Source organism: Streptomyces mexicanus (assembly GCF_902506575.1).
Classification (GTDB): Bacteria; Actinomycetota; Actinomycetes; order Streptomycetales; family Streptomycetaceae; genus Streptomyces; species Streptomyces mexicanus.
In genome coordinates this window covers 4,966,778-4,987,172 of record NZ_LR732544.1, presented here as the reverse complement: position 1 = coordinate 4,987,172, position 20,395 = coordinate 4,966,778, and the positions used below count along the sequence as shown (strand labels likewise).

General features: G+C 72.2%; 19 protein-coding genes and 2 pseudogenes. 8 read left to right on the top strand and 13 right to left on the bottom strand.

Annotated elements, in window-relative coordinates; all coding sequences use genetic code 11:
• Window positions 1-102: 102 nt before the first annotated feature.
• Both GV126_RS22460 and GV126_RS22455 read right to left on the bottom strand, forming a co-directional pair.
• Window positions 103-756: a DUF6230 family protein gene (locus GV126_RS22460; protein ID WP_159669735.1), complete on the bottom strand. Its 654-nt coding sequence runs from the start codon at window positions 754-756 to the stop codon at window positions 103-105.
• Between the two features lie 649 nt (window positions 757-1,405).
• A complete protein-coding gene (locus GV126_RS22455) occupies window positions 1,406-2,371 on the bottom strand; it encodes a tetratricopeptide repeat protein (protein WP_185948291.1) in 966 nt (321 codons plus the stop codon).
• Between the two features lie 339 nt (window positions 2,372-2,710).
• Here GV126_RS22455 and GV126_RS22450 point away from each other — a divergent pair, with 339 nt between their 5' ends.
• A complete protein-coding gene (locus tag GV126_RS22450; RefSeq protein WP_159669732.1) occupies window positions 2,711-3,331 on the top strand; it encodes a TetR/AcrR family transcriptional regulator in 621 nt (206 codons plus the stop codon).
• Between the two features lie 114 nt (window positions 3,332-3,445).
• Here GV126_RS22450 and icmA read toward each other — a convergent pair whose 3' ends face one another.
• From icmA to GV126_RS22425, 5 genes are all read right to left on the bottom strand, one after another.
• Complete coding sequence (gene icmA / locus GV126_RS22445) at window positions 3,446-5,146, bottom strand: coenzyme B12-dependent isobutyryl-CoA mutase large subunit (protein ID WP_159669729.1); 1,701 nt, start codon at window positions 5,144-5,146, stop codon at window positions 3,446-3,448.
• Window positions 5,147-5,220: 74 nt separating this feature from the next.
• Window positions 5,221-5,559, bottom strand: coding sequence for a DUF3817 domain-containing protein (locus tag GV126_RS22440; protein WP_037752926.1), 339 nt, complete (start codon window positions 5,557-5,559; stop codon window positions 5,221-5,223).
• Window positions 5,560-5,647: 88 nt separating this feature from the next.
• Entirely contained in the window at window positions 5,648-6,157 is a 510-nt protein-coding gene (locus GV126_RS22435) for a MarR family winged helix-turn-helix transcriptional regulator (protein ID WP_159669727.1), read from the bottom strand.
• 220 nt (window positions 6,158-6,377) lie between these two features.
• Window positions 6,378-6,671 (bottom strand): MTH1187 family thiamine-binding protein, encoded by a 294-nt coding sequence (locus tag GV126_RS22430; RefSeq protein ID WP_159669724.1) that lies wholly within the window; start codon window positions 6,669-6,671, stop codon window positions 6,378-6,380.
• Complete coding sequence (locus tag GV126_RS22425; RefSeq protein WP_028420263.1) at window positions 6,668-7,012, bottom strand: DUF3817 domain-containing protein; 345 nt, start codon at window positions 7,010-7,012, stop codon at window positions 6,668-6,670. Before GV126_RS22425 ends, GV126_RS22430 begins: the two co-directional genes overlap by 4 nt.
• A gap of 262 nt (window positions 7,013-7,274) precedes the next feature.
• Here GV126_RS22425 and GV126_RS22420 point away from each other — a divergent pair, with 262 nt between their 5' ends.
• From GV126_RS22420 to GV126_RS36620, 3 genes and pseudogenes are all read left to right on the top strand, one after another.
• Window positions 7,275-7,907, top strand: coding sequence for an AIM24 family protein (locus tag GV126_RS22420; RefSeq protein WP_159673999.1), 633 nt, complete (start codon window positions 7,275-7,277; stop codon window positions 7,905-7,907).
• 1 nt (window position 7,908) lies between these two features.
• Window positions 7,909-8,238 (top strand): annotated as a pseudogene (locus GV126_RS22415) (AIM24 family protein); the annotation flags it as partial.
• Window positions 8,239-8,240: 2 nt separating this feature from the next.
• Window positions 8,241-8,462: pseudogene (locus tag GV126_RS36620) on the top strand (SGNH/GDSL hydrolase family protein); the annotation flags it as partial.
• Window positions 8,463-8,513: 51 nt separating this feature from the next.
• On the opposite strand, the gene GV126_RS22410 reads toward GV126_RS36620, so the two are convergent.
• Window positions 8,514-8,945 (bottom strand): rhodanese-like domain-containing protein, encoded by a 432-nt coding sequence (locus GV126_RS22410; protein ID WP_159669719.1) that lies wholly within the window; start codon window positions 8,943-8,945, stop codon window positions 8,514-8,516.
• Window positions 8,946-9,068: 123 nt separating this feature from the next.
• On the opposite strand from GV126_RS22410, the gene GV126_RS22405 reads away from it, so the two are divergent.
• Window positions 9,069-9,515: an Lrp/AsnC family transcriptional regulator gene (locus GV126_RS22405; protein WP_159669717.1), complete on the top strand. Its 447-nt coding sequence runs from the start codon at window positions 9,069-9,071 to the stop codon at window positions 9,513-9,515.
• A gap of 197 nt (window positions 9,516-9,712) precedes the next feature.
• On the opposite strand, the gene GV126_RS22400 is transcribed toward GV126_RS22405, so the two are convergent.
• A complete protein-coding gene (locus GV126_RS22400; RefSeq protein ID WP_159669714.1) occupies window positions 9,713-9,988 on the bottom strand; it encodes a hypothetical protein in 276 nt (91 codons plus the stop codon).
• Between the two features lie 123 nt (window positions 9,989-10,111).
• Window positions 10,112-12,232, bottom strand: coding sequence for an ATP-binding SpoIIE family protein phosphatase (locus GV126_RS22395; protein WP_159669711.1), 2,121 nt, complete (start codon window positions 12,230-12,232; stop codon window positions 10,112-10,114).
• Between the two features lie 308 nt (window positions 12,233-12,540).
• Between GV126_RS22395 and GV126_RS22390 the strand changes: the two genes are divergently transcribed.
• Window positions 12,541-13,947, top strand: a complete 1,407-nt coding sequence (locus GV126_RS22390) for an FAD-binding oxidoreductase (RefSeq protein WP_159669709.1) — start codon at window positions 12,541-12,543, stop codon at window positions 13,945-13,947.
• Between the two features lie 139 nt (window positions 13,948-14,086).
• On the opposite strand, the gene GV126_RS22385 is transcribed toward GV126_RS22390, so the two are convergent.
• The 3 genes from GV126_RS22385 to GV126_RS22375 form a co-directional block, all read right to left on the bottom strand.
• Entirely contained in the window at window positions 14,087-14,911 is an 825-nt protein-coding gene (locus tag GV126_RS22385) for an SAM-dependent methyltransferase (protein ID WP_159673997.1), read from the bottom strand.
• Between the two features lie 304 nt (window positions 14,912-15,215).
• Window positions 15,216-15,716, bottom strand: a complete 501-nt coding sequence (locus GV126_RS22380; RefSeq protein WP_159669706.1) for a Dps family protein — start codon at window positions 15,714-15,716, stop codon at window positions 15,216-15,218.
• A 156-nt stretch (window positions 15,717-15,872) separates the two neighbouring features.
• Window positions 15,873-16,853 (bottom strand): GlxA family transcriptional regulator, encoded by a 981-nt coding sequence (locus GV126_RS22375; RefSeq protein WP_236570072.1) that lies wholly within the window; start codon window positions 16,851-16,853, stop codon window positions 15,873-15,875.
• A 387-nt stretch (window positions 16,854-17,240) separates the two neighbouring features.
• On the opposite strand from GV126_RS22375, the gene GV126_RS22370 reads away from it, so the two are divergent.
• Window positions 17,241-17,870 carry a cysteine hydrolase family protein gene (locus GV126_RS22370; RefSeq protein WP_159669701.1) on the top strand — a complete coding sequence of 210 codons (630 nt, stop codon included), beginning with the start codon at window positions 17,241-17,243 and terminating at the stop codon, window positions 17,868-17,870.
• Between the two features lie 68 nt (window positions 17,871-17,938).
• A complete protein-coding gene (locus GV126_RS22365) occupies window positions 17,939-20,170 on the top strand; it encodes an FUSC family protein (protein ID WP_236570071.1) in 2,232 nt (743 codons plus the stop codon).
• Window positions 20,171-20,395: the final 225 nt, after the last annotated feature.

The following is a 20,395-nucleotide window of genomic DNA, read 5'->3' as shown; positions in this document are numbered from 1 at the left end:
CTGTGAAGGGTGGTACGTGGGTGGTGTGGGGGGTGTGTGAAGGAGCGGCAGGAGGCGGAACGGGCGGGGGCGCCGTCGGCTCCCCCGCCCGTCACCGAGTGCTCAGTAGCACTCGTGCTTGCCCGTCTGCAGCTTCATGTGCAGCCCCGGCAGCTTGAAGGTTCCGGCGGTGGTCGCCCACGCCGTCTGCTTCACATCGGTCAGGGTCGCCGACTCGGCCTGCTGGGCGAAGCCGTAGGGATTCGTCTTCTTGTTCGCCACTTCGTCCTGGTTGAGGCCGGGACCCTTCTTGGCGTCCTTCGCGGCCACACCGATGTCGATGTTGCGGAACGTGGCGTCGGCACCGAGGTCCTCGACGTCGATGTACAGGTTCTTGGCGTAGACCTGCCGCTGCTGGTCGGTGCTGTCACCCGCCGTCAGCGTCAGGCTGACGGCTCCTCCGAACAGCGGGACCGGAGTGACGACGGACTGGCAGAGCTTCTGGATGCGCGCCTCGCTGAACGCCGAGACCGCGACCGGGTGATCTGCCTTCTCACCGGTGAGGGTGTAGCCCGAATCGATCGCGCCGTACTGCTCGAAGCCCGTGCCCTCGAGCGACTTGGCCGTCACCTTGAACGACTGGCCCGACACACTGAACGACGCGGCGAGCGCACCCTGCGCCAGCGCCACGCCTATCGCCGCCGTCGCGGCCACGCTGGGCACCATCACCACAGCGAACCGCTTCCATCTGGTCCCGCCACGCACCTGGGACTCCATATTTCCTCCTTCTCGGACGTACATCTCCTGGCCTCGGCTCAGCCCCCGGTCGGCGGCTGGAAGCCGGGCAGGGATGGGAGAAGTGCTACGTCCTCGGGAAGGAGAGCGCCCGCGCTCGGTGGCGCGTACCGCGCCCGAATCACCGGCGATCACCCCCGAGCGACAACCACTGGTCGCGCCTGACACGCATCACGCACAACCCTGCTGGACAGGCTTCGCCGGCCGGCGAAGACCCCCCTGTCCAAGAGCCGGCGCCACTGCCGCCGGTTCTGCTCGGTGGGGACCCAGACATCCCGTGACCCGATTGGCTGTCGGGGTACGGGAATGGACCGAGCGTGGCCGATCGTGGTGCATTCTCGCCGCCCGCACAAGGGGGTTCGTTACTCACTAGTAACGGCCGGATAACCGCGTGACGACAGACCGATCCCGAACGGCGACACTCGGTGGTAACAAAGGCCAGGACAAAACTGTCGATGCCCGGACGGAAGCGGGCACATCAACGGCCGGGACTTACTTGCAGTAACAGCGGCCGCGATGACCAAGTTTTGGTAAAGCGCGGCCGCTGTGACGACGTGTCGGCAGATCTTTCACCCGGGCATCACATGCCCGGGCGTTTAACGACTGGTCAGCAGACCGGTCCTCACCGGGCTCAGAACAGCGCCCGGGCGAGCGCCCGTCGGGCCGCCGTCACCCGGGGGTCCTCGGCGCCGACGACCTCGAACAGCTCCAGCAGCCGCAGCCGCGCCGCGTCCCGGTCCTCACCCGCCGTGCGCTGCACCGTGTCGATGAGCCGCCCGAAGGCGTCCTCCACGTGCCCGCCCACCAGGTCCAGGTCGGCGGCGGCGATCTGCGCCGCCACGTCGGACGGCTTCCCGGCCGCCTCCTGACGCACCTTCTGCGGGTCCATGCCCTGCACCCGCTGGAGCAACTCGGCCTGCGCGAGGCCCAGTTTGGCCTCCGGGTGGGCCGGGTCGTCGGCCAGTACGTTCTTGTACGCCTGGATGGCGCCGCCCAGGTCACCGGCGTCCAGGGCCTGCGCCGCGGCGTTCAGCGCCGCGTCGTGGGGGCCGGCCGGCTGCTGCGGCTGGGCGCCCGGCTCCGCCTCCGCGTCGACGGTCAGGCCGGTCAGGCCGAAGCGCTGCTCGGCGACCTGCACCAGCTGGTCCAGCGTCTGCCGGATCTGCGCCTCGCCCGCCGCACCCTGGAACAGGGGCAGGGCCTGGCCGGCGACCACCGCGAAGACCGCGGGGATCCCCTGGATCCCGAACTGCTGCATCAGCAGCTGGTTGGCGTCGACGTCGATCTTGGCGAGGAGGAAGCGCCCGTTGTACTCGACGGCCAGCCGCTCCAGGACCGGGCTCAGCTGCTTGCAGGGCTGGCACCACTCGGCCCAGAAGTCGATGACGACCGGCACCTCGGCGGAGCGCTGCAGGACGTCGCGTTCGAAGGTGGCCTCGCTGACGTCGATGACGAGGTCGGCCGGGGAGACGGCGCCGGTTCCACCCTCCCGGGCGGCCTGGGCGCGTGCCTGCTCCGCCTTCGCCTTGGCCTCCTGGGCCGCCTTCACCGCGGCGAGGTCGACGACGCCGCTCATGGACATGTTCCGTGGCTGCATGCGTCCATCCTCCCCCGTTCCGCCTCTCTGAGTGAAAACCGCCGTCAAAGCCGCTACCGGCCGGCCGTGCCGGGCGCCTGGTCCCCACCGGGTGCCCGAGCCGTGCGCGGTGCCGCCGTGCCGTCACGCGGGCGGGTCGTGCCGCGCCGGCCGCGTGACGATGTGTGCGTGTCGCTGTGCGTGGTGCTGTGTGGTCGTCGCTCGGGCGCGGGCCTCGGCCCACGCTTTCGCTACGACCCGTAGCGTAATGGCAGGCGACGCCTCCGCGAAAGCGCCGGCCGGTGATCTCCCTCACCACCACACGGAACCGCCCGGTTTCCCTCCGGTTATGGTCAAGGGATGCAGAGCCGCACCCCGCACGCCCGCGCCGGCCGTCCGCGCAGCGCCGCCGCGGACGCGGCGATCCTGGCCGCCACCCGCGCGGCCCTGGTGGAGCTGGGCTGGTCGAAGCTCACCCTGGGGGACGTCGCCGGCCGCGCCGGGGTTGCCAAGACGACGCTGTACCGGCGCTGGGCGGGCAAGAACGAACTCGTCGTGGACGCGGTCGCCGAACTCTTCGACGAACTGCGCCTGCCCGACCGCGGCAGCCTGGCCGCCGACATCGAGGGCGTGGTGCTGCAGTTCGCGGCGATCCTGGCCCGCCCGGAGGCCCGCAGCGGCCTGATGGCCGTCGTCGCCGAGTCCACCCGCGACGAGGCGCTGCGGGAACGGATCCGCACCTCGATCGTGGACCGCCAAAAACGGCTGGTCCTGCAGGGCCGGGCCCGCGCCCAGGCACGCGGCGAACTGCCCCGGGAGGACGACGCCGAGACCGCGGCCCGCACCGCCGACCTCATCTTCGACGTGGTGGCGGGTGCGGTGGTCCACCGCACCCTGGTCAGCGCGGAACCGGCGGACGAGGAGTGGGTGCGCAGGTTCACCCAGGTCCTGCTGCAGGGGCTGGGCGCGGTGTCCGGGTAGCCGCGGGCGGTCGGGCGGCGCGCGCCGGCCCGTCCGGCGCGGCACCGGCGGGCGCCTCAGCGCCGCGGCGGCCCTGCGCCCCGCCCGCCTGCCCGCCCGCAGCGGCTTCGGGCCTCAGAACCCGGCCGGCTCGGTGTACACCCCCCACTCCTGCCGCAGCGCCTCGCAGATCTCGCCGAGGGTGGCCTCGGCCCGCACGGCGTTCAGCATCGGCTCGATCATGTTGGCGCCGTCCCGGGCCGCCGCCAGCATGGCGTCCAGCGCGGAGCGCACCGCCGCGTCGTCCCGCGCCGCCCGGCGCTCGGCCAGCACCCGCACCTGCTCGCGCTCCACCTCGTGGCTGACCCGCAGGATCTCCAGGTCCCCGGTGACCGACCCGGTGTGCACGTTGACGCCGACGACCTTCTTGTCGCCCTTCTCCAGCGCCTGCTGGTAGCGGAACGCCGACTCGGCTATCTCGCCGGTGAACCAGCCGTCCTCGATGCCCCGCAGGATGCCGGAGGTCATCGGCCCGATGGGGTGCTGCCCGTCGGGGTGGGCGCGCAGTCCGCGCTCCTTGATCTGCTCGAAGATCTTCTCCGCGTCCGCCTCGATCCGGTCGGTCAGCTGCTCGACGTACCAGGAACCGCCCAGCGGGTCGGCGACGTTGGCGACGCCGGTCTCCTCCATCAGCACCTGCTGCGTGCGCAGTGCGATCTCGGCGGCCTGCTCGCTGGGCAGCGCCAGGGTCTCGTCGAGGGCGTTGGTGTGCAGCGAGTTGGTGCCGCCGAGCACCGCCGCCAGGGCCTCCACGGCCGTGCGGACGACGTTGTTGTACGGCTGCTGCGCGGTCAGCGAGACGCCGGCGGTCTGCGTGTGGAAGCGCAGCCACTGCGCCTTGTCGGACTTCGCGCCGTAGACGTCCCGCATCCAGCGGGCCCAGATCCGGCGGGCCGCGCGGAACTTGGCGATCTCCTCGAAGAAATCCACGTGCGCGTCGAAGAAGAAGGACAGGCCCGGGGCGAAGACGTCCACGTCCAGACCGCGGCTGAGGCCCAGCTCGACGTAGCCGAAGCCGTCCGCGAGCGTGTACGCCAGCTCCTGCGCGGCCGTCGCGCCCGCCTCGCGGATGTGGTAGCCGGAGACGGACAGCGGCTTGTAGGCGGGGATCCTGGAGCTGGTGTACTCCATCAGGTCGCCGATCAGGCGCAGGTGCGGCTCGGGCTGGAAGAGCCACTCCTTCTGCGCGATGTACTCCTTGAAGATGTCGGTCTGCAGGGTGCCGTTGAGCGCGGAGACGTCCACGCCCTGGCGTTCGGCGGCGACCAGGTACATGCAGAAGACGGGGACGGCCGGGCCGCTGATCGTCATCGAGGTGGTGACCTCGCCCAGCGGGATGTCCTTGAACAGGACCTCCATGTCGGCCGCGGAGTCGATCGCCACCCCGCAGTGGCCGACCTCGCCCAGCGAGCGCGGGTCGTCGGAGTCGCGGCCCATCAGCGTGGGCATGTCGAAGGCGACCGAGAGACCGCCGCCGCCCGCGGCGAGGATCATCTTGTAGCGCTCGTTGGTCTGCTCGGCGTTGCCGAACCCGGCGAACTGCCGGATGGTCCAGGTGCGCCCCCGGTAGCCGGTCGGGTACAGGCCGCGCGTGAAGGGAAACTCACCAGGCCAGCCGATCCGCTCGAAGCCCTCGTAGGTGTCCCCGGGCCGGGGTCCGTACACCGGCTCCACGGGGTCGCCGGAGAGCGTGGTGAAGTCCGCGTCGCGCTTGCGCGCCGCGTCGTACCGGGCCTGCCAGCGGCGGCGGCCCTCTTCGATGGCGTCAGCGTCCATGCTTCGAATTTACTAGGACGTCCTAGTAAATGTCGACGGCTGACCGCCGCACGGGGTCCGCGCGGCGGTGGGGGCTACGCCTTGGCGGCGGCCGGAGCGGGGCCGTCGACCTTGGCCTCCAGCTCGCGGCTGATCTTCCGCTCGACGAAGAAGGCGGCCGTCGGAATCGTCCCGGCCAGCAGGACCCACAGCTGGCGGCCGACCGGCATCTTCGCCTTGGAGCCCAGGTCGAAGGCGAAGATCAGGTAGATGACGTACAGCCAGCCGTGCGCGATGGCGACGACGCGGGTGAAGTCCGCGGCACCGTCGATGTCCAGCCCGTACTTGGCGATCATGCTCAGGCACAGGAGCACCAGCAGGACGCCGGTGACGTAGGCCATGACGCGGTAGCGGGTCAGCACGCTTCGTTTCATGGAGTCGAGCGTAACCGCACGTTCCGGTAGATCTTGGGCGGGGTCGCCCGGTCGGAGGCGCCCGGCTCCCCCGGGGCGGCCGGGCCGCTCAGCCCTCGTCGAAGTCGTGCGCCGCCACCCGCAGCGGGCGCAGCATCGCGAAGATCTCCGCGCACTCCTCGGCGTCGTAGACGCCCAGGCCGAAGTCCATCGCCATCAGGTCGCGCGTGGCCGACTCGACCACCTCGCGCCCCTTGTCGGTGATGACGGCGAGGGTGCCGCGCCCGTCGTTGGGGTTGGGGCGCTTGGCCACCAGCCCGGACTTCACCAGGCGGTCGACGGTGTTGGTCACGGAGGTGGGGTGCACCATGAGCCGCTCGCCGATCTTGGACATCGGCAGTTCGCCGGCCTTGGAGAAGGTGAGCAGCACCAGGGCCTCGTAGCGCGCGAACGTCAGCCCGTACGGCTTGACCACCGCGTCGACCTCGGCCAGCAGGATCTGGTGCGCGCGCATGATGGAGGTGATCGCCGCCATGGACGGCACATTTCCCCAGCGCTGCTTCCAGAGTTCGTCGGCTCGGGCGATGGGGTCGAAGGGGAGACTGAGGGGCTTGGGCACGTCATCACACCCTACCCGGCGGTCATATCGTGGTCAGCCCTGTCTCGCGGATCGGTCCGCATGGTGACCTCGGGTGGTCGGGCCGGGGCGCCGACGGGGCATGGCGCGGGCGCCGGCGGGGCATGCCGACGGACGGATCGCGCGGGTGGGCGCCCGGCACCGGACGCGCCCGCGCGGGCCGCTCCCGGCCCCGCGGGGGCCGTGGTGCCGGTGCGGGGCCCTACTGGGCCAGGTGCCGCTCGACCGTCTCCACCTTGCTCGTCAGGCCGTCCGTGACGCCGGGGCGGATGTCGGCCTTGAGGACCAGGGAGACCCGGGGGGCGCGGGCCTCCACCGCGGCCACGGCGCGCTTGACCACGTCCATGACCTCGTCCCACTCGCCCTCGATCGAGGTGAACATCGCGTCGGTGCGGTTGGGCAGACCGGACTCGCGGACCACGCGGACGGCCTCGGCGACGTACGCACCGACGTCCTCGCCGACGCCGAGCGGAGTGACGGAGAAGGCGACGATCATGCGTTCACGACCCCTTCGCGACGGGCGCGGGAGGCGATCACCGCGTCCTCGGCGGCCCGCTTGAGCTTGCGCTCGGCGAAGAAGCCGCCGGTGGGCAGGACGGACAGGACGAAGTAGAGCGCGGCGGTCTTCAGCGGCCACTTCGTGCGGTTCCAGGCGTCGGCCCAGAAGAGCACGTAGAGGATGAAGAGGATGCCGTGGATCGACCCCATCACGGGCACCGCGTTGAAGTCCGTGGTCCGCTTCAGGACCGAGCAGACCAGCAGGAGGATGAAGGACACCGCCTCGGGGGCGGAGACCAGGCGGAGGCGGCGGAGGGCGGTGGCGGTTTTGATGTCCACGGGTCACCTTCGGTGAGAGAGACGCTCAGTTTGTGAACGCGGGCACAAAGTCTCCGTCCATTGTGGCAAACCGGTCGCCGTGCCCGTCCTCAGGGGGTGTCTCGGCGGGATGCCGGTCCGGATGCCGGGGTGTCTCGGCCGGACACCGGGGTGTCTCGGCCGCACACTCCGAGCCGGACCCCTAAGGGTGCGGTCCGGGGTCTTCTCCACCCGTGGGCCCTGTCGGTGGGCGGGCGTGCGCCGCTACCTTCGCAGCGTGGCGATGTTCCGACTGCAAGGCAGCAAGGTGCTCGCCGTCGAGATGACCGGGGACGCCGTGAAGGCGAAGAACGGCTCGATGGTCGCCTACGACGGGCAGATGGCCTTCAAGAAGCTGACCGGGGGCGGTGAGGGGCTGCGGGGCATGGTGACGCGGCGGCTCACCGGGGAGCAGATGACCGTGATGGAGGTGCGGGGGCAGGGGACCTGCTGGTTCGCCGACCGGGCGTCGGAGATCAATCTGGTGCGGCTCGCGGGCGACAGGCTGTTCGTGGAGTCGAGCAATCTGCTGGCGACGGAGGAGGGGCTGAGGACGGGGACGACGTTCACGGGGCTGCGCGGCGCCTCGCAGGGCAACGGGCTGTTCACGACGACCGTGGAGGGGCACGGGCAGGCGGCGATCCTGTCGGACGGCCCGGCGGTGGTGCTCCGGGTCACGCCGCAGTACCCGCTGATCGTGGACCCGGGGGCGTACGTGGCGCACCAGGGGAATGTGCGGCAGTCCTTCCAGTCCGGGGTCACCTTCCGCACCCTGCTCGGCGAGGGCGGCGGGGAGGCCTTCCAGATCCGGTTCGAGGGCGACGGGCTGGTGTACGTCCAGCCGAGCGAGCGGAACACCGTCGCGGGGGACGTCTGACATGGCCTTCCGGGAGATCAACGCGAAGATGGTCGAGGCCACGGTGGTGCCGGGGCAGCGGCTGTTCAGCCAGCGGGGGGCGATGCTGGCGTACCGGGGCGAGGTGTCGTTCACGCCGAACGTGCAGGGCGGTCAGGGCGGCGTGATGTCCATGATCGGGCGGCGGGTCGCCGGGGAGGCGACGCCGCTGATGACCGTGGAGGGCAGCGGGACCGTGCTCTTCGGGCACGGCGGGCACCATGTGCACGTCATCGAGCCGGCGGGCGACACCCTCTACGTGGAGGCGGACCGGCTGCTCGCCTTCGAGGGCACGCTGCGGCAGGGCACGATGCCCCCGCACCCACCCGGATCTCGGGCTTGTGGTGGCTGGCCACGGCGGGCACCGGCTGGGTGGCGCGACGGTGCACGGACCTGCTGCCGCAGCTGGTCGCGCTGGCCGCCGAGGATCTGCGGCATCAGGTCCGCGGCACCGGTGCGCAGCTGGACGTGCGCGCGTCCGCCGCGGTGACGGCCGCTCTCGCGGGGTTGCCGGCGAGGACGGGATGGGCCTGCTGACGCCGGGCGGACGGGGTCCGGCCGGGGTGAGCGCCGGTCGGACCGGGCGCGTCAGCAGCCGCAGTCGCCGTCGCCGACGGGTGCGGTGAGCGGGTCGGCGGTGCGTCGCTCACCGCCGCGCCAGGTCTCGTAGGCGAAGCCCTCACGCACCCAGTACTCGAAGCCGCCGAGCATCTCCTTGACCTGGTAGCCGAGTTCGGCCAGGGCGAGGGCGGCCCGGGTGGCGCCGTTGCAGCCCGGGCCCCAGCAGTAGGTGACCACGGGGACGGACGGGTCGAGGAGGGCCGGGGCCTGCTCGGGGATGAGCGCGGTCGGCAGGTGGACGGCTCCGGGGAGGTGCCCCTGGTCCCAGGACTCGGTGGAGCGGGAGTCCAGCAGGACGAACCCCGGGTGGCCGCCGGCGGCGAGCGCGGCGGCGACGTCGGACACGTCGGCGTGGAAGGCGAGGGCGGCCCGGAAGTGGGCGGCGGTCGGTGCGGTCATCGGGAAGTCCTTGCCTGGTCGGGATCGACACCGGCAAATCTATGGCCCAAGATCACGCCCGCGAAGGGGCGATCCCCGGTGAACGGCTTGATCGACCGGGGATCGAGCTGCTATCCCTCGCCCATGACCGCGTTTTCCCCGGACGCCACCGACTGGCGCATCCTCGACGTCCTCCAGCGGCAGGGCCGCGTCAGCTTCGCCGATCTCGCCCGGGTGGTGTCCATGTCCGCCAGCGCGGTCACCGAACGGGTCCGCCGTCTGGAGGAGGCGGGCGTCATCCAGGGGTACGCGGCCGTGGTCGACCCCGAACGGCTGGGGCTGCCGATCCTCGCCTTCGTCCGGCTGCGCTACCCTCACGGCAACTACAAGCCGTTCCACGACCTGGTCGCGGCCACCCCGGAGATCCTGGAGGCCCACCACGTCACGGGTGACGACTGCTTCGTCATCAAGGTGGCCGCGCGCTCCATGCGGCATCTGGAGGAGGTGTCCGGCCGGATCGGCGGGCTGGGATCGGTGACCACGAGTGTCGTGTACTCCTCGCCGCTGCCCCGGCGCGCCCTGGTGAACTGACCGGCCGCCGACCGAGAGGACCGCCGGGAGCTTCGCCACCGTGTGGACGACGCACCGGCAGACGCGCGTGGCGGCACCCGCCCCACGCCACCGGCACGGCCGCACCGGCCGGTCGTCGTGGGCCGGTCCCTGGGCGGCCACACCACTCATGCCCTGGCAGCCGCGACGGGCCGGCCCGGTACGGGGAGGTGCCGGGGTCAGAAGGGGCGCGCGGGCATGGGCGTCGCCGCGCCGTCGATCACGGCGACACAGCGGGGCGCGCCGGGTTCGAGCGTGACGTCGACGGTCACGGTCACCGGTGGATCGGTGGGCAGCTCGCCGCAAAGGAGCAGGGGGCGGCGCCCGCGCAGGTCGGCGCGGCCGGTTTCCTTGCCGTCGATGAGCAGCTCGACCGCCCCGCGGCGGCGGCCCTCGACGTTCACGGTCACCGAGTGGCCCCTGGCATCCAGGTGGAAGTGGTGACGCGGGCCCATCAGGTGTCTCTCCCAGGGATCGGCAGGCGCTGTCGGCCTGTGCGGCTCCTTCCATTCTGGGACAGGACCGGCTCACGGCAAAGCGTGGGTAAAAGGGGAAGGGGAGCGGGCCGGGGCCGTCCGCTATCCGCCCGGGTCCGCGGCAGCGGCGGTGACCTCGAACCAGACCGACTTGCCGCGCCCGCTCGGAGAGTTGCCCCACGCGGAGGCCACCGCCTCGACGATGACCAGACCCCGGCCGTGTTCCGCGTCGGCGTCGACCTCCTCCGTGACGGTGATGGGGGCCGGCATCGGAGGGCGCGGGTCGCAGTCGCGCACCTCCACGCGGATGCGGTCCGGGTATTCGCGCAGCCTGACGTCGACGTCGCTGTCGGCGTGGACCAGCGCGTTGGTGACCAGCTCGGTGGCCAGCAGCTCCACGTCGTAGGAGACCTCCCGCCAGCCCCATTCACGCAGCTTCGCGTGCAGGAAGTGCCGGACCTCCCTGACCGCTTGGAGGTCGTGGCGCTGAACGGACATCCGGCTGACCCTGCGGTGTGCGCCCGGCAGTGCCCCGTCGTAGCGGGCGAGCAGCAGGGCCACGTCGTCCTCGCGCTCCTCCCCCGCGTCCTCCCCGGTGATGCCGAGGAGCCGGGTGGCCAGTTCCTCCAGGCGCTGCTCGTCGGCTTCGGCGAGGAGGCGGCACAGGGTCTTGGTCCCGGAGACCAGGTCCGTGCCCCGGGAGTGGATCAGGCCGTCGGTGTACAGCGCGAGGACGGTCCCGGGAGGGAGGGTCACCTCCACGGAGTGGTACACCGTGTCCGGCGCGACCCCGAGCGGGATCCCCGCCTCCGGGTCCGCCACCTCGACGCTGCGGTCGGGCAGGCGCAGCAGGGGGCTGGGGTGTCCGGCGCAGGAGATCTCGGCCGTGCCGGCCGCCCGGTCCAGCCAGATGCAGCTGCAGGTCACGAACAGGTCCGTGCCCAGTTCGGCCAGCAGCCGGTTGGTCCGGCCGAGTACGTCGGCGGGTCCGTGCCCCTCGGTGGCGTAGGCCCGCACGACACTGCGGATCTGGCCCATGATCGCCGCCCCGGTCGGGCTGTGCCCCTCGACGTCGCCGATGACCAGGCCCACGTTGCCGTCCGGCAGGGTGAGCACGTCGTACCAGTCCCCGCCGACGTCGGCGCCCGGGGCCGGCACATAGCGGGCCGCGGTGTCCAGTTCCTCCAGATGGGGGAGCATGTGGGGCAGCAGCCCCTGTTGCAGTCGGCGGACCACGGCGTGCTCGGTCTCGAAGTGCCGGGCCCGGTCCAGGGACTGGGCGAGCAGGCCGGTCATGGAGACCAGGACCGCCCGGTCCTCGGCGCCGAAGCGGCGCGGGTGGTCGAAACCGAGGACGAAGGTGCCGGTGACGCGGCCCTCGCTGACCAGCGGCAGCAGTGCGCACGCCCGCACGCCCTCGGCGAGCGGGCCCAGGTGTGCCGCCGCCAGGTCGGTGTCGTTCTCCAGGAAGAGCGGTTCGCCCGGGGCGGGCACCGGGCCGGAACGGGTGACCTCCGGCGGGTACCCGGTGTAGCCGAGTACGCGCGAGCGGCCGTCGTCGAGGACGGAGACCAGCATGCTCTGCGCGTCGAAGGGCGCCATGATCCGCTGCACCACCGTCTCGATGACGTCCTGCGGCCGCACGGCCTGCGTCAGCGCGGACGCCACCTTCTGGAAGTCGTAGAGGAAGGACACGTTCGAACCGAGGGTGTCCTCGGCTCCCGGGAGCAGGAAGAACGGCACCGACGCCGGGCGGGCCCGCGCATGCCGCTGCCGGGCGATGTCCAGGTCGTGCGCCATCGCGTCCGCCCACCGGGTGCATCGCTTCTTCTCCTCGGGCAGGAGCTGCCGGGGTCCGAGCGGGGGCACCCACAGCAGCGTGAGGACGCCCACGTCGTGCCCGGCGGCCGCCACGGGCGTCGAGGCGACCGTGTAGGGGAACGGCATCGTCACGTCGGCGGTCGAGGGGGCCGGCAGGGTGCCGGGGCAGGAGCCGATGATCTGCTCGCCGGTCCGGTAGGCGACGGCCGGGGTGTACCTCTCGTTGTCCACGCCGATGCCTTCCAGCGCGGTGTAGAGGGAGACGGGGGTGCCGACGACCGTCACCGCGGCGAGTGACCGTCCCTCGTCGACGGGCACGTAGGCGATGCCGGTACTGGCGCGCAGCTCCTGCACGGCGCGTCGCAGCGCCGCGGCCAGCCGGCTGTGATCGTTGTCGCTCACCACGGTGCTCCTGACGCGCGCGGAGGACGACCTGGCGTCGTGTGGTCCACCTCAAGGTAAACACGCCCGGGCCGGCGACGGCACGAGGAGGCCGGCTCCGGCCTGCGCCGAACGGCCCGTCTGGAGATCGGTTCGGCTCGCCCCCCGGGAATCGGCGAGGGCGGTCTTCGGCCCTCCTCGGTGGCTGCGCCCGGGAGTGCGGTCGATGGCCGGGCTGGTCCTGTTGTGGACGCTTCATCCACCAGGGCGTCCGGAGAATGGACGTCCCGTCCATTGAGGTGGGCCGGTGCGGTCCCTAGCGTGCTGTCATGCGCGACGAATCGACCACCGCTGCCCTGACCGAGCGGCTGGGCCGCGAACTGCCGGCCGGCCGGTTGCTGACCGACCCGGCCGCGACCGCGGGCTACGCCCACGACGAGGCCGAATGGGCGCCGTACGGCGCACCCCTCGCGGTCGTCCGCCCGAGGACGGCCGCGGAGGTGCCGCGGGTCGTGCGGGCCTGCCGGGACCACGGGGTGCCGATCGTCACCCGCGGCGCGGGTACCGGGCTGTCCGGCGGTGCGAACGCGGTGGACGGCTGTGTCGTCCTGTCCACCGAGACGATGACGACGATCAAGGAGATCGACGCGCTGGAGCGGCTCGCGGTGGTGGAGCCGGGCGTGGTCAACGACCACCTGCGGGCCGCGTGCGCCGAGCGGGGACTGTGGTATCCGCCGGACCCCGCCAGCGCCCCCTGGTCGACGATCGGCGGCAACGTGGCGACCAACGCCGGCGGTCTGTGCTGTGTGAAGTACGGCGTCACCCGGGACTACGTGCTGGGCCTGGAGTTCGTCACCGGCACCGGCGAGCTGGTCCGGGTGGGCCGCCGCACCGCCAAGGGCGTGGCCGGGTACGACCTGACCGCGCTGATGGTCGGCTCGGAGGGCACCTTGGGGGTGATCACCGAGGTGACGGTGCGGCTGCGGCCGCGCCGGCTGCCCGAGCACACCGTCGCCGGGTACTTCTCCTCGACCGTGGACGCGGGGCGGGCCGTGGCCGCCGTGGGCGCCGCCGGGCTGACCCCGTCGGCGCTGGAACTCGTCGACCGGCACTGCCTCGCGGCGGTCGACGCCTGGAAGAACATGGGCCTGTCGACCGAGGCGGACGTGGTGCTGCTGGGTCGCACGGACGCCCCCGGCCCCGCCGGCGAGGAGGAGGCGGAGGCGATGCGGCGCTGCTTCGCCGAGGCGGGTGCGACGTACGCCGTGCGCTCCACCGACCAGCAGGAGGCCGACGCCCTGTTCGAGGCCCGCCGGCTGGCCTATCCGGCGCTGGAGCGGCTCGGCCCGGTGCTGACCGAGGACGTGTGCGTGCCCAAGGCCGCGGTGCCGGAGATGCTGGGGCGCATCGACGCGATCGCCGCCCGGCACGAGACGCTGATCGCCAACATCGCGCACGCGGGCGACGGCAATCTGCATCCTCTGCTGATCACGCCGCCCGGGGACGAGGCGGCCAGGAAGCGGGCGCAGGCCGCGTTCCACGAGATCATCGCCGAGGCCCTGGCGCTGGGCGGCACGGTCACCGGGGAGCACGGGGTGGGCCTGCTCAAGCGGGACGGCCTGGAAAGCGAGCTGGGCCCGGAGGTGCTGGCCCTGAACCGGGCGATCAAGGACGCCCTCGATCCGCAGCACCTGTTCAACCCCGGCAAGGTGGTGGCCCGGGGCGCAGGGCGCTGACGGCCGGCTGCGGCCGCGCCCTGCCCGGTGATGCCCCCTGGCGCCGCCTGCCCGCCCGGCGGTGTCCGGTGCGGCCGCCCCGCCCGACGATCACCGGTGCCGCCGCCCCGCCGGACGGTGCCCGGTGCCGCCGTCCGCCCTACGGCTTGCGGGCCAGCCCGGCGGAGATGAGCCGTTCCCAGACGGTGAGGTCCCGCTCTCCGCCGTGCAGGGGGCTGTCGACCGCCTCGGGGCGCCACAGGGGTGCGGGGACGACGCCGGGGTCGAGGATCTCCAGGCCGTCCAGCAGGGACTCGATCTCCTCGTCGGTGCGCCACCGGCCCCGGCCGAAGGTCTGTTGCAGCACCCGCTCGGCCTCCTCCGTCTCCGGGTTGTTGCCGGAACGGAAGTGGCTGACGAAGAAGTAGCTCCCGGAGGGCACGTGGTCGCGCCAGTAGCGGACGATCCCGGCGGGGTCCTCCTCGTCGTTGACGTGGTGGAGGATCGCGCTGAACATGACGGCGACCGGGCGGTCGAAGTCGATCAGGTCCCGGGTGTCGGGGTGGGTCAGGACGCCTTCGGGGTCGCGCACGTCGGCGGCGACGACGCGGGTCCGGTCGTTCTCCTCCAGCAGCGCCCGGCCGTGGACCAGCACCTGGGGGTCGATGTCGACGTACACGACCCGGGACTCCGGCGCGTGCCGCTGCGCCACCTGGTGGACGTTGTCGGCGGTCGGAAGGCCGCTGCCCAGATCGATGAACTGCCGTACGTCGGTGGTCGTCGCGATCTGGCCGACCGCCCGTGTCAGGGCCGCGCGGTTGGCGAAGGCGATGGCCACCGAACCGGGAAGGTCGCGTTTGAACACGTCACCGATCTCCCGGTCCACGGCGTAGTTGTCCTTGCCGCCGAGCAGGTAGTCGTAGACGCGGGCGATGCTGGGCCTGGTCGGGTCGATGGAGATGCCTTCATCCGTCATGGCGACCATCCTGCCCTGGGACACCGCCTGTTGACCATCACTCGGGCTGCGCACCGTCCCCGGGCAGGGGCGCTCCCGGAGGAACAGCGCCTTCGGCCGCACCGGCCCGCGGATGCTCGGCCGGCAGTGCCACCACGAGGCGGTCCCGGCGCAGGGGGTGGACGGCGGGGGACGGGTCGAGCCGCACTGACCTGGCCTGCTGAGCCGGCCGCCGTCGGCGGACATCGTGCCGGTCGGCCTCGCACCGCGGAGCGACGCTCCGGCCGGGTGGCCGGCGGACGTCTTCGCCGCGCAGGCATCCGGGAACGCAGTGTCACACCGTCCGGTTCTCCGAGCTGACCATCCAGGCGTACTTCTCCAGGGAGTCGATGATCCCGTGGAGCAGGTCAGCCGTGGCGGGGTCCTCGCTGTCGACCTGGTCGTGGTGGGTCCGCAGCGTGTCGACCGTGGCGCGCAGGCGCGTGGTGACGAGATCGACGACGGTGCTCACGTTCAGCTCGCCGTCGGGGAACGCGGGGAGCGTGGTACCGGCTGCCACGGTGTCGGACCGGCCGTCCGGCCGGGCCGCGAGAGCACGCATGCGTTCGGCAATGGTGTCGGCCGCCTCCCGGGCTTCGTCGACGATCTCGTCGAGCTGCAGGTGCAGGTCCCGGAAGTTGTGGCCGACGACGTTCCAGTGGGCCTGTTTGCCCTGGAGATGCAGTTCGACGAGATCCACCAGGATCTGCTGCAGAGCCTGGGCAAGCTGCGGTGAGGCCGTGAATCCGGCGACATCGCTCTCCGCACGTCGGGAAGCACCGGGGGCAGCGGTCATGGAGTGACTCCTCTGTGAATGCGCGACACAGCAGCCCCCTGGAACAGGAGAGCCGTCTTCCTACCGATCAAGCGTAGGGACGTCTCCCCGGGCTGCCACCGCGCGTGATCCGCTCGGGCGGACACCCGCGTCGGGGGACAGCGTGTCCCTCCCCCGTCACCGCCCCGCCTGCGCGCGGCGCGCCGTGCCGAAGCGGCGCTGATAGGCGGCAGGGCTGATGGACAGCTCCCGTGCGAAGACCCGGCGCAGACTCTCGTAGCTCGGGAATCCCGCCGAGGCAGCCGCCTGGGTGGCGGTGTACCCCTGGTCGAGGAAGGCCTTGGCCAGGTCGAACCGGATCGCCTCCACGTACCGGGCCGGCGTGGTCGACAGCTCCTCGCGGAACAGTCGCGTCAGATGTCGGGGACTGACGTTGAGGTGCTGGGCGAGTTCAGCGAGGGAGTGGCGTCCCGCGGGATCGGCCTGGACGAGTTCGAGGACCCTGCGCAGCGCGGGCGACCGGGGCGGCGGGCCCTGCAGCGGAGGAGAGAACTGCGACTGACCGCCCGCGCGTTGCAGGTAGACCACCAGGGCGCGGGCGACGTTCCGGCTGAGTTCGGCACCGTGGTCCTCTTCCACCAGAGCCAGCGCCAGGTCGATGCCCGCGGTGACCCCCGCCGAGGTGTACGTGGTGCCGTCGCGTACGTAGATGGCGTCGGGCTCCACGTGGGCCCTCGGACAGCGGGTGGCGAGTTCGGCCGCCACCTGCCAGTGAGTGGTGGCACGCTTTCCGTCCAGCAGCCCGGTGGCAGCGAGGACGAACGCTCCCGAGCAGACGGAGGCCACACGGCCGGAGCGGCTGGCCAGATCCCTCGCGGCCTCGACCAGATCGCGCCCGACGGGAGTCCTCGGATAGACGTCGCCGCCCGGCACCACGAACGTGTCCGGGGCCGGCTCCGAGTCGGGGGTGCCGTCGACGGTGATCCGGATGCCGACCGAGGACGTGACATCGTCGCCGGTCGTCGACAGCAGGACGATCCGGTAGTCGGCGCCGAGTCGATTGGCCTCCGCGAACACGTCGGCAGGACCGGCGACGTCCAGGAGTTTCACCCCGTCGTAGACGAGAAGGGCGACCCGGTGCTGCACGTGTGAGCTCACCGTCTTCTTCCTCGGGCATCTACGATTGACTGATGCACGGCCGGACCCGGGCTGCACGATCCTCACCCGGAGCCGCGGCGCTGTCCACTCGTCCCTGCGCCACATCCCCCACGCGGACATCGTGGCCCGCGGCGGCGCCGGGAGACCGGCGACGGCGCCGCGGCACAGGCCAGGCGGTCGTCGCCCGCGAGCGACCAGTGTCTCATCCGCCATCGCCCGGCTGCGGCAGGCCCGATCAGTCCTGCGCACCTCTTTCCGGCGCCCCTCGGTGTCGACCTTGGAGGTGCGGGATGCCTTTCGAGGGGGATTACGTTACAGTCATTGACTGTAACGACAGTCGGCCGGCGGCTCGGCTGCCGACCCTTGCTTCTACGCCGGAGGACGGTCATGGCGACTGACTACGAACGCGGTCGGGTGGGGTTGCTTCTCGTCGACCTGGTCAACGAGAACTTCTCCGAGGACGGCAACGCCTACTCCATCTACGCCCCCGAGTTCGAACGGCTGGGCACGATCGACAGCCTGAAGAAGCTCATCGCCGGGGTGCGGCAGCGCAAGGACATCCCGATCTTCTACTCGAGGACCTCCTTCACCGACGAGGACTACTCCTCCTGGAAGCACGTCTCCGGGATCCACCGGCAGATGTTCGACAACCGCCTGTTCCGGGCGGACACCTGGAACACCGAGTTCTACCCGGACCTGGCCCCCCGGCCGGGCGACGTCGTCCTCCCGCCGCACAAGAGCCTCGACGTGCTCCACCACACCGACCTCGAGTTCCAGCTGCGCCAGCGCGGCGTCGAGTACCTCGCGATCGCCGGTGTCTCCGGGATCATGGCCGTGGAGTCGACGGCCCGCACCGCGATGGAGCGCGGCTTCCACGTCACGACGTTCACCGACGCGATCGCCGCTCCCGGTGGCCTGGTCACGTACCAGGCGATGATGCGCGGCCTGAACATGGTCTCCCACCGTGTGGTCGGCGTCGACGACTTCCTGGCCTCGCTCGACGAGCCGGCCCGGTAGCACCTGACCGGCAGGGCGTCCAGGGGAGAAGCCGGAGCATGCGGCGAGCACGAGTGAGGCCGGCGGGCGTGCGGGATCGGTTCCTGGCATCCGATCCCGGACTGCTCCGGCTGCTGTCCGCTCTCAGCACGGTCTGCGCGGTGCTGCTGACGCTCGGCGCCCTTGCGGCGGTGGACGCGTCGGTGCCGATCCTGGTGACGGGCGCGCTCACCGCCATGGTCAGCACGGTGGCGGTCACCGAGCGTCGTCCGCGCGACCAGGCCCTGACCCTCGCAGCCGGAGTGCCCGTCGCGCTGGTCGTCGTCGTGGTCGGCAGCGCGCTGACGCCGTACCGGGTCCTGGCCGACGTGGTGTTCGTGGCAGTGATCTTCACCGCCCTCTACATCCGGCGGCTGGGGCCGCGTGCGACGACGCTCGGCGTCTTCGCCTTCCAGCTGTTCTTCGTGACCCAGTTCGTCGGAACCCGCCTGGCGCAGCTGCCGCACCTGGTGCCGGCCGTGCTGGTGGCCTTCACCGCCTCCGCGCTGGTCCGGTTCGCCCTCCTGCGCTCGCCGCCGGAGCGGACGCTCATGCGGCTGCACCAGGCGTTCCGGCTGCGGCTGGCCCTGATGCTCGACGCCCTGATCGAGGTGGTCGACGGCGGACCGGGTACGCCGCGGGCCGAGCGTGCGGCCGACGACCTTCGCCGGCAGGCGGCCAGGCTGCACGCGGGGGCACTGATGATCCAGAGCCGGCTGGAGACCGGAACACCCGACCGGGGCGTCGCCGCCACGATCCAGCGCCGCGTGGCGGAAGCGGAGACGGCCGCGGAACGGCTGGCCGTCCTCGTGCTGCGGCTGGTGTGGCCCGCCGCCGACATCGACACCCTGACCCGGCACCCGACGCCGGTCCACCGCACCGGCTCCCGTCTCGACGTCCGGGTCGCGGTCTGGCTGCCCGCGCTCGCCTCGAAGCTGCGCGCGCTGCGCGCCGCCGTCCGTCCTGACCCCAGGCGGCCCGGACGGACGGACAGCACCGAGTCGTGGGCCGATGGCGCGCAGGCCCGCGACCGGCTGCTCGGCCACCTCGACGACGAGCCACTGTCCGACGCGCCCCCGGCGGTACAGGACGCCTTGCGCTCCGCCGGGGACTTCGCGTGCGCCCTGTCCGACCTGCGCCTGGCCGTCGACGCGCAGGCCCCTGCGCCCCGGGAGACCCCCGAGGCGGCGCGGTCGGCCAAGGGGCAGGGCCCGCAGGGCTCGGGTCCGGCGGAGGACGTGGCACCGGAGCGCGAGGGCCGCCACGTCCGTCCCACCACCAGGACCGCGCTGCAGGTGGCCACCGGATCGGCGCTGGCCGTCGTCGGTGGCGAACTGCTGTCGCCGCAGCGCTGGTACTGGGCGGTGTTCACGTGCTGGGTGGTGTTCATCAGCACCTCCTCCACCGGCGACGTCCTCGTGCGGGGGTACCGCCGGCTGGTCGGCACCGTGACGGGTGTCGTCGCCGGTCTCGCCCTCGCCGCGCTGATCGGCGGCCATCCCTGGCCGGCCTTCGCCCTGGCGGTCCTCAGCGTTTTCGGGATGTACTACACGGCCACGGTGTCCTACACGCTGATGTCGTTCTTCGTCACCACGATGATCGGCATGCTGTACGCCCTGCTGCACGCCCTCACCCCGGGCGTGCTGGTGGTGCGGATCGAGGAGACCGCGCTGGGGATCGCGTGCGGGCTCGCCGCGGCGCTGCTCGTGCTGCCGGCGCCGACCCGGGAACGTACGGACCGGTTGCTGCGCGAGGTGCTGGAGCGGCTGCGCGCGGTGCTCGCCCGGTCGCTGGCCCGGTTGTGCGGAGAGCCCGACGGTGATCTGCTCGGGTCGGCCCGCGCGCTGGATGCGGCCCTGGACGGCCTGCGTCTGGCGGTGCAGCCGCTGATCACTCCGCTCAGCCCCTTGCGGTCCCGGCGGCGCACCGCGCTCGCCGTGCTGGGGCTGCTCGAGACAGCGGCCCTGCACACGCGCAGCCTGGCCGGCACCGCCGAACTGATGCCGGCCGGCATCCGCATCGGCACCGAGCACTGCCTCGTCGACATGGCCGTCCGGATCGACCGCAACCTGGCGGCCCTGATCGGCCAGACGGCCGGCGGGGACGCCACCCCGCTCGAGCGCGGCCCCGGGACGACCGCCCGGCCGGCACTGGGTGAGGAGGGGGCACGCGCCGAGGACGTCCGCACGACGCGGCGGGTGCTACGGCATCTGGAACGCGTGGACCGGAGCGTCCAGGGCCTGGCCCGCACGCTCGGCGTACGCGTCCGTGACGACCCCTGACCCCGGCGCCGGGCCGGGCCCGGGGGCGCGTGGCACGGGACACGTGGCTCCGGGCACGCGGTCTGCGGCACCCGTCGCGGGACGCCTGCCTCGGAAGCTCGGCCCCGGGCGCCTGGCTCACCTCGCCGGGCCCGTACCCCGGCGCGACGAGCGCAGCCCAGCCGTCGCGACGCCTTCCACCGACCGGCCTCGCCGCATCGCAGGAATCTCCCCTGCCGGGAGCGT

What these genes read in the sequence shown, in the direction of transcription:
- GV126_RS22460 (WP_159669735.1), bottom strand. Translation starts at nt 756, where the DNA reads ATGGAGTCCCAGGTGCGTGGCGGGACCAGATGGAAGCGGTTCGCTGTG.
- GV126_RS22455 (WP_185948291.1), bottom strand. Translation starts at nt 2,371, where the DNA reads ATGCAGCCACGGAACATGTCCATGAGCGGCGTCGTCGACCTCGCCGCG.
- GV126_RS22450 (WP_159669732.1), top strand. Translation starts at nt 2,711, where the DNA reads ATGCAGAGCCGCACCCCGCACGCCCGCGCCGGCCGTCCGCGCAGCGCC.
- icmA (WP_159669729.1), bottom strand. Translation starts at nt 5,146, where the DNA reads ATGGACGCTGACGCCATCGAAGAGGGCCGCCGCCGCTGGCAGGCCCGG.
- GV126_RS22440 (WP_037752926.1), bottom strand. Translation starts at nt 5,559, where the DNA reads ATGAAACGAAGCGTGCTGACCCGCTACCGCGTCATGGCCTACGTCACC.
- GV126_RS22430 (WP_159669724.1), bottom strand. Translation starts at nt 6,671, where the DNA reads ATGATCGTCGCCTTCTCCGTCACTCCGCTCGGCGTCGGCGAGGACGTC.
- GV126_RS22420 (WP_159673999.1), top strand. Translation starts at nt 7,275, where the DNA reads ATGTTCCGACTGCAAGGCAGCAAGGTGCTCGCCGTCGAGATGACCGGG.
- GV126_RS22410 (WP_159669719.1), bottom strand. Translation starts at nt 8,945, where the DNA reads ATGACCGCACCGACCGCCGCCCACTTCCGGGCCGCCCTCGCCTTCCAC.
- GV126_RS22405 (WP_159669717.1), top strand. Translation starts at nt 9,069, where the DNA reads ATGACCGCGTTTTCCCCGGACGCCACCGACTGGCGCATCCTCGACGTC.
- GV126_RS22400 (WP_159669714.1), bottom strand. Translation starts at nt 9,988, where the DNA reads ATGGGCCCGCGTCACCACTTCCACCTGGATGCCAGGGGCCACTCGGTG.
- GV126_RS22390 (WP_159669709.1), top strand. Translation starts at nt 12,541, where the DNA reads ATGCGCGACGAATCGACCACCGCTGCCCTGACCGAGCGGCTGGGCCGC.
- GV126_RS22385 (WP_159673997.1), bottom strand. Translation starts at nt 14,911, where the DNA reads ATGGTCGCCATGACGGATGAAGGCATCTCCATCGACCCGACCAGGCCC.
- GV126_RS22380 (WP_159669706.1), bottom strand. Translation starts at nt 15,716, where the DNA reads ATGACCGCTGCCCCCGGTGCTTCCCGACGTGCGGAGAGCGATGTCGCC.
- GV126_RS22370 (WP_159669701.1), top strand. Translation starts at nt 17,241, where the DNA reads ATGGCGACTGACTACGAACGCGGTCGGGTGGGGTTGCTTCTCGTCGAC.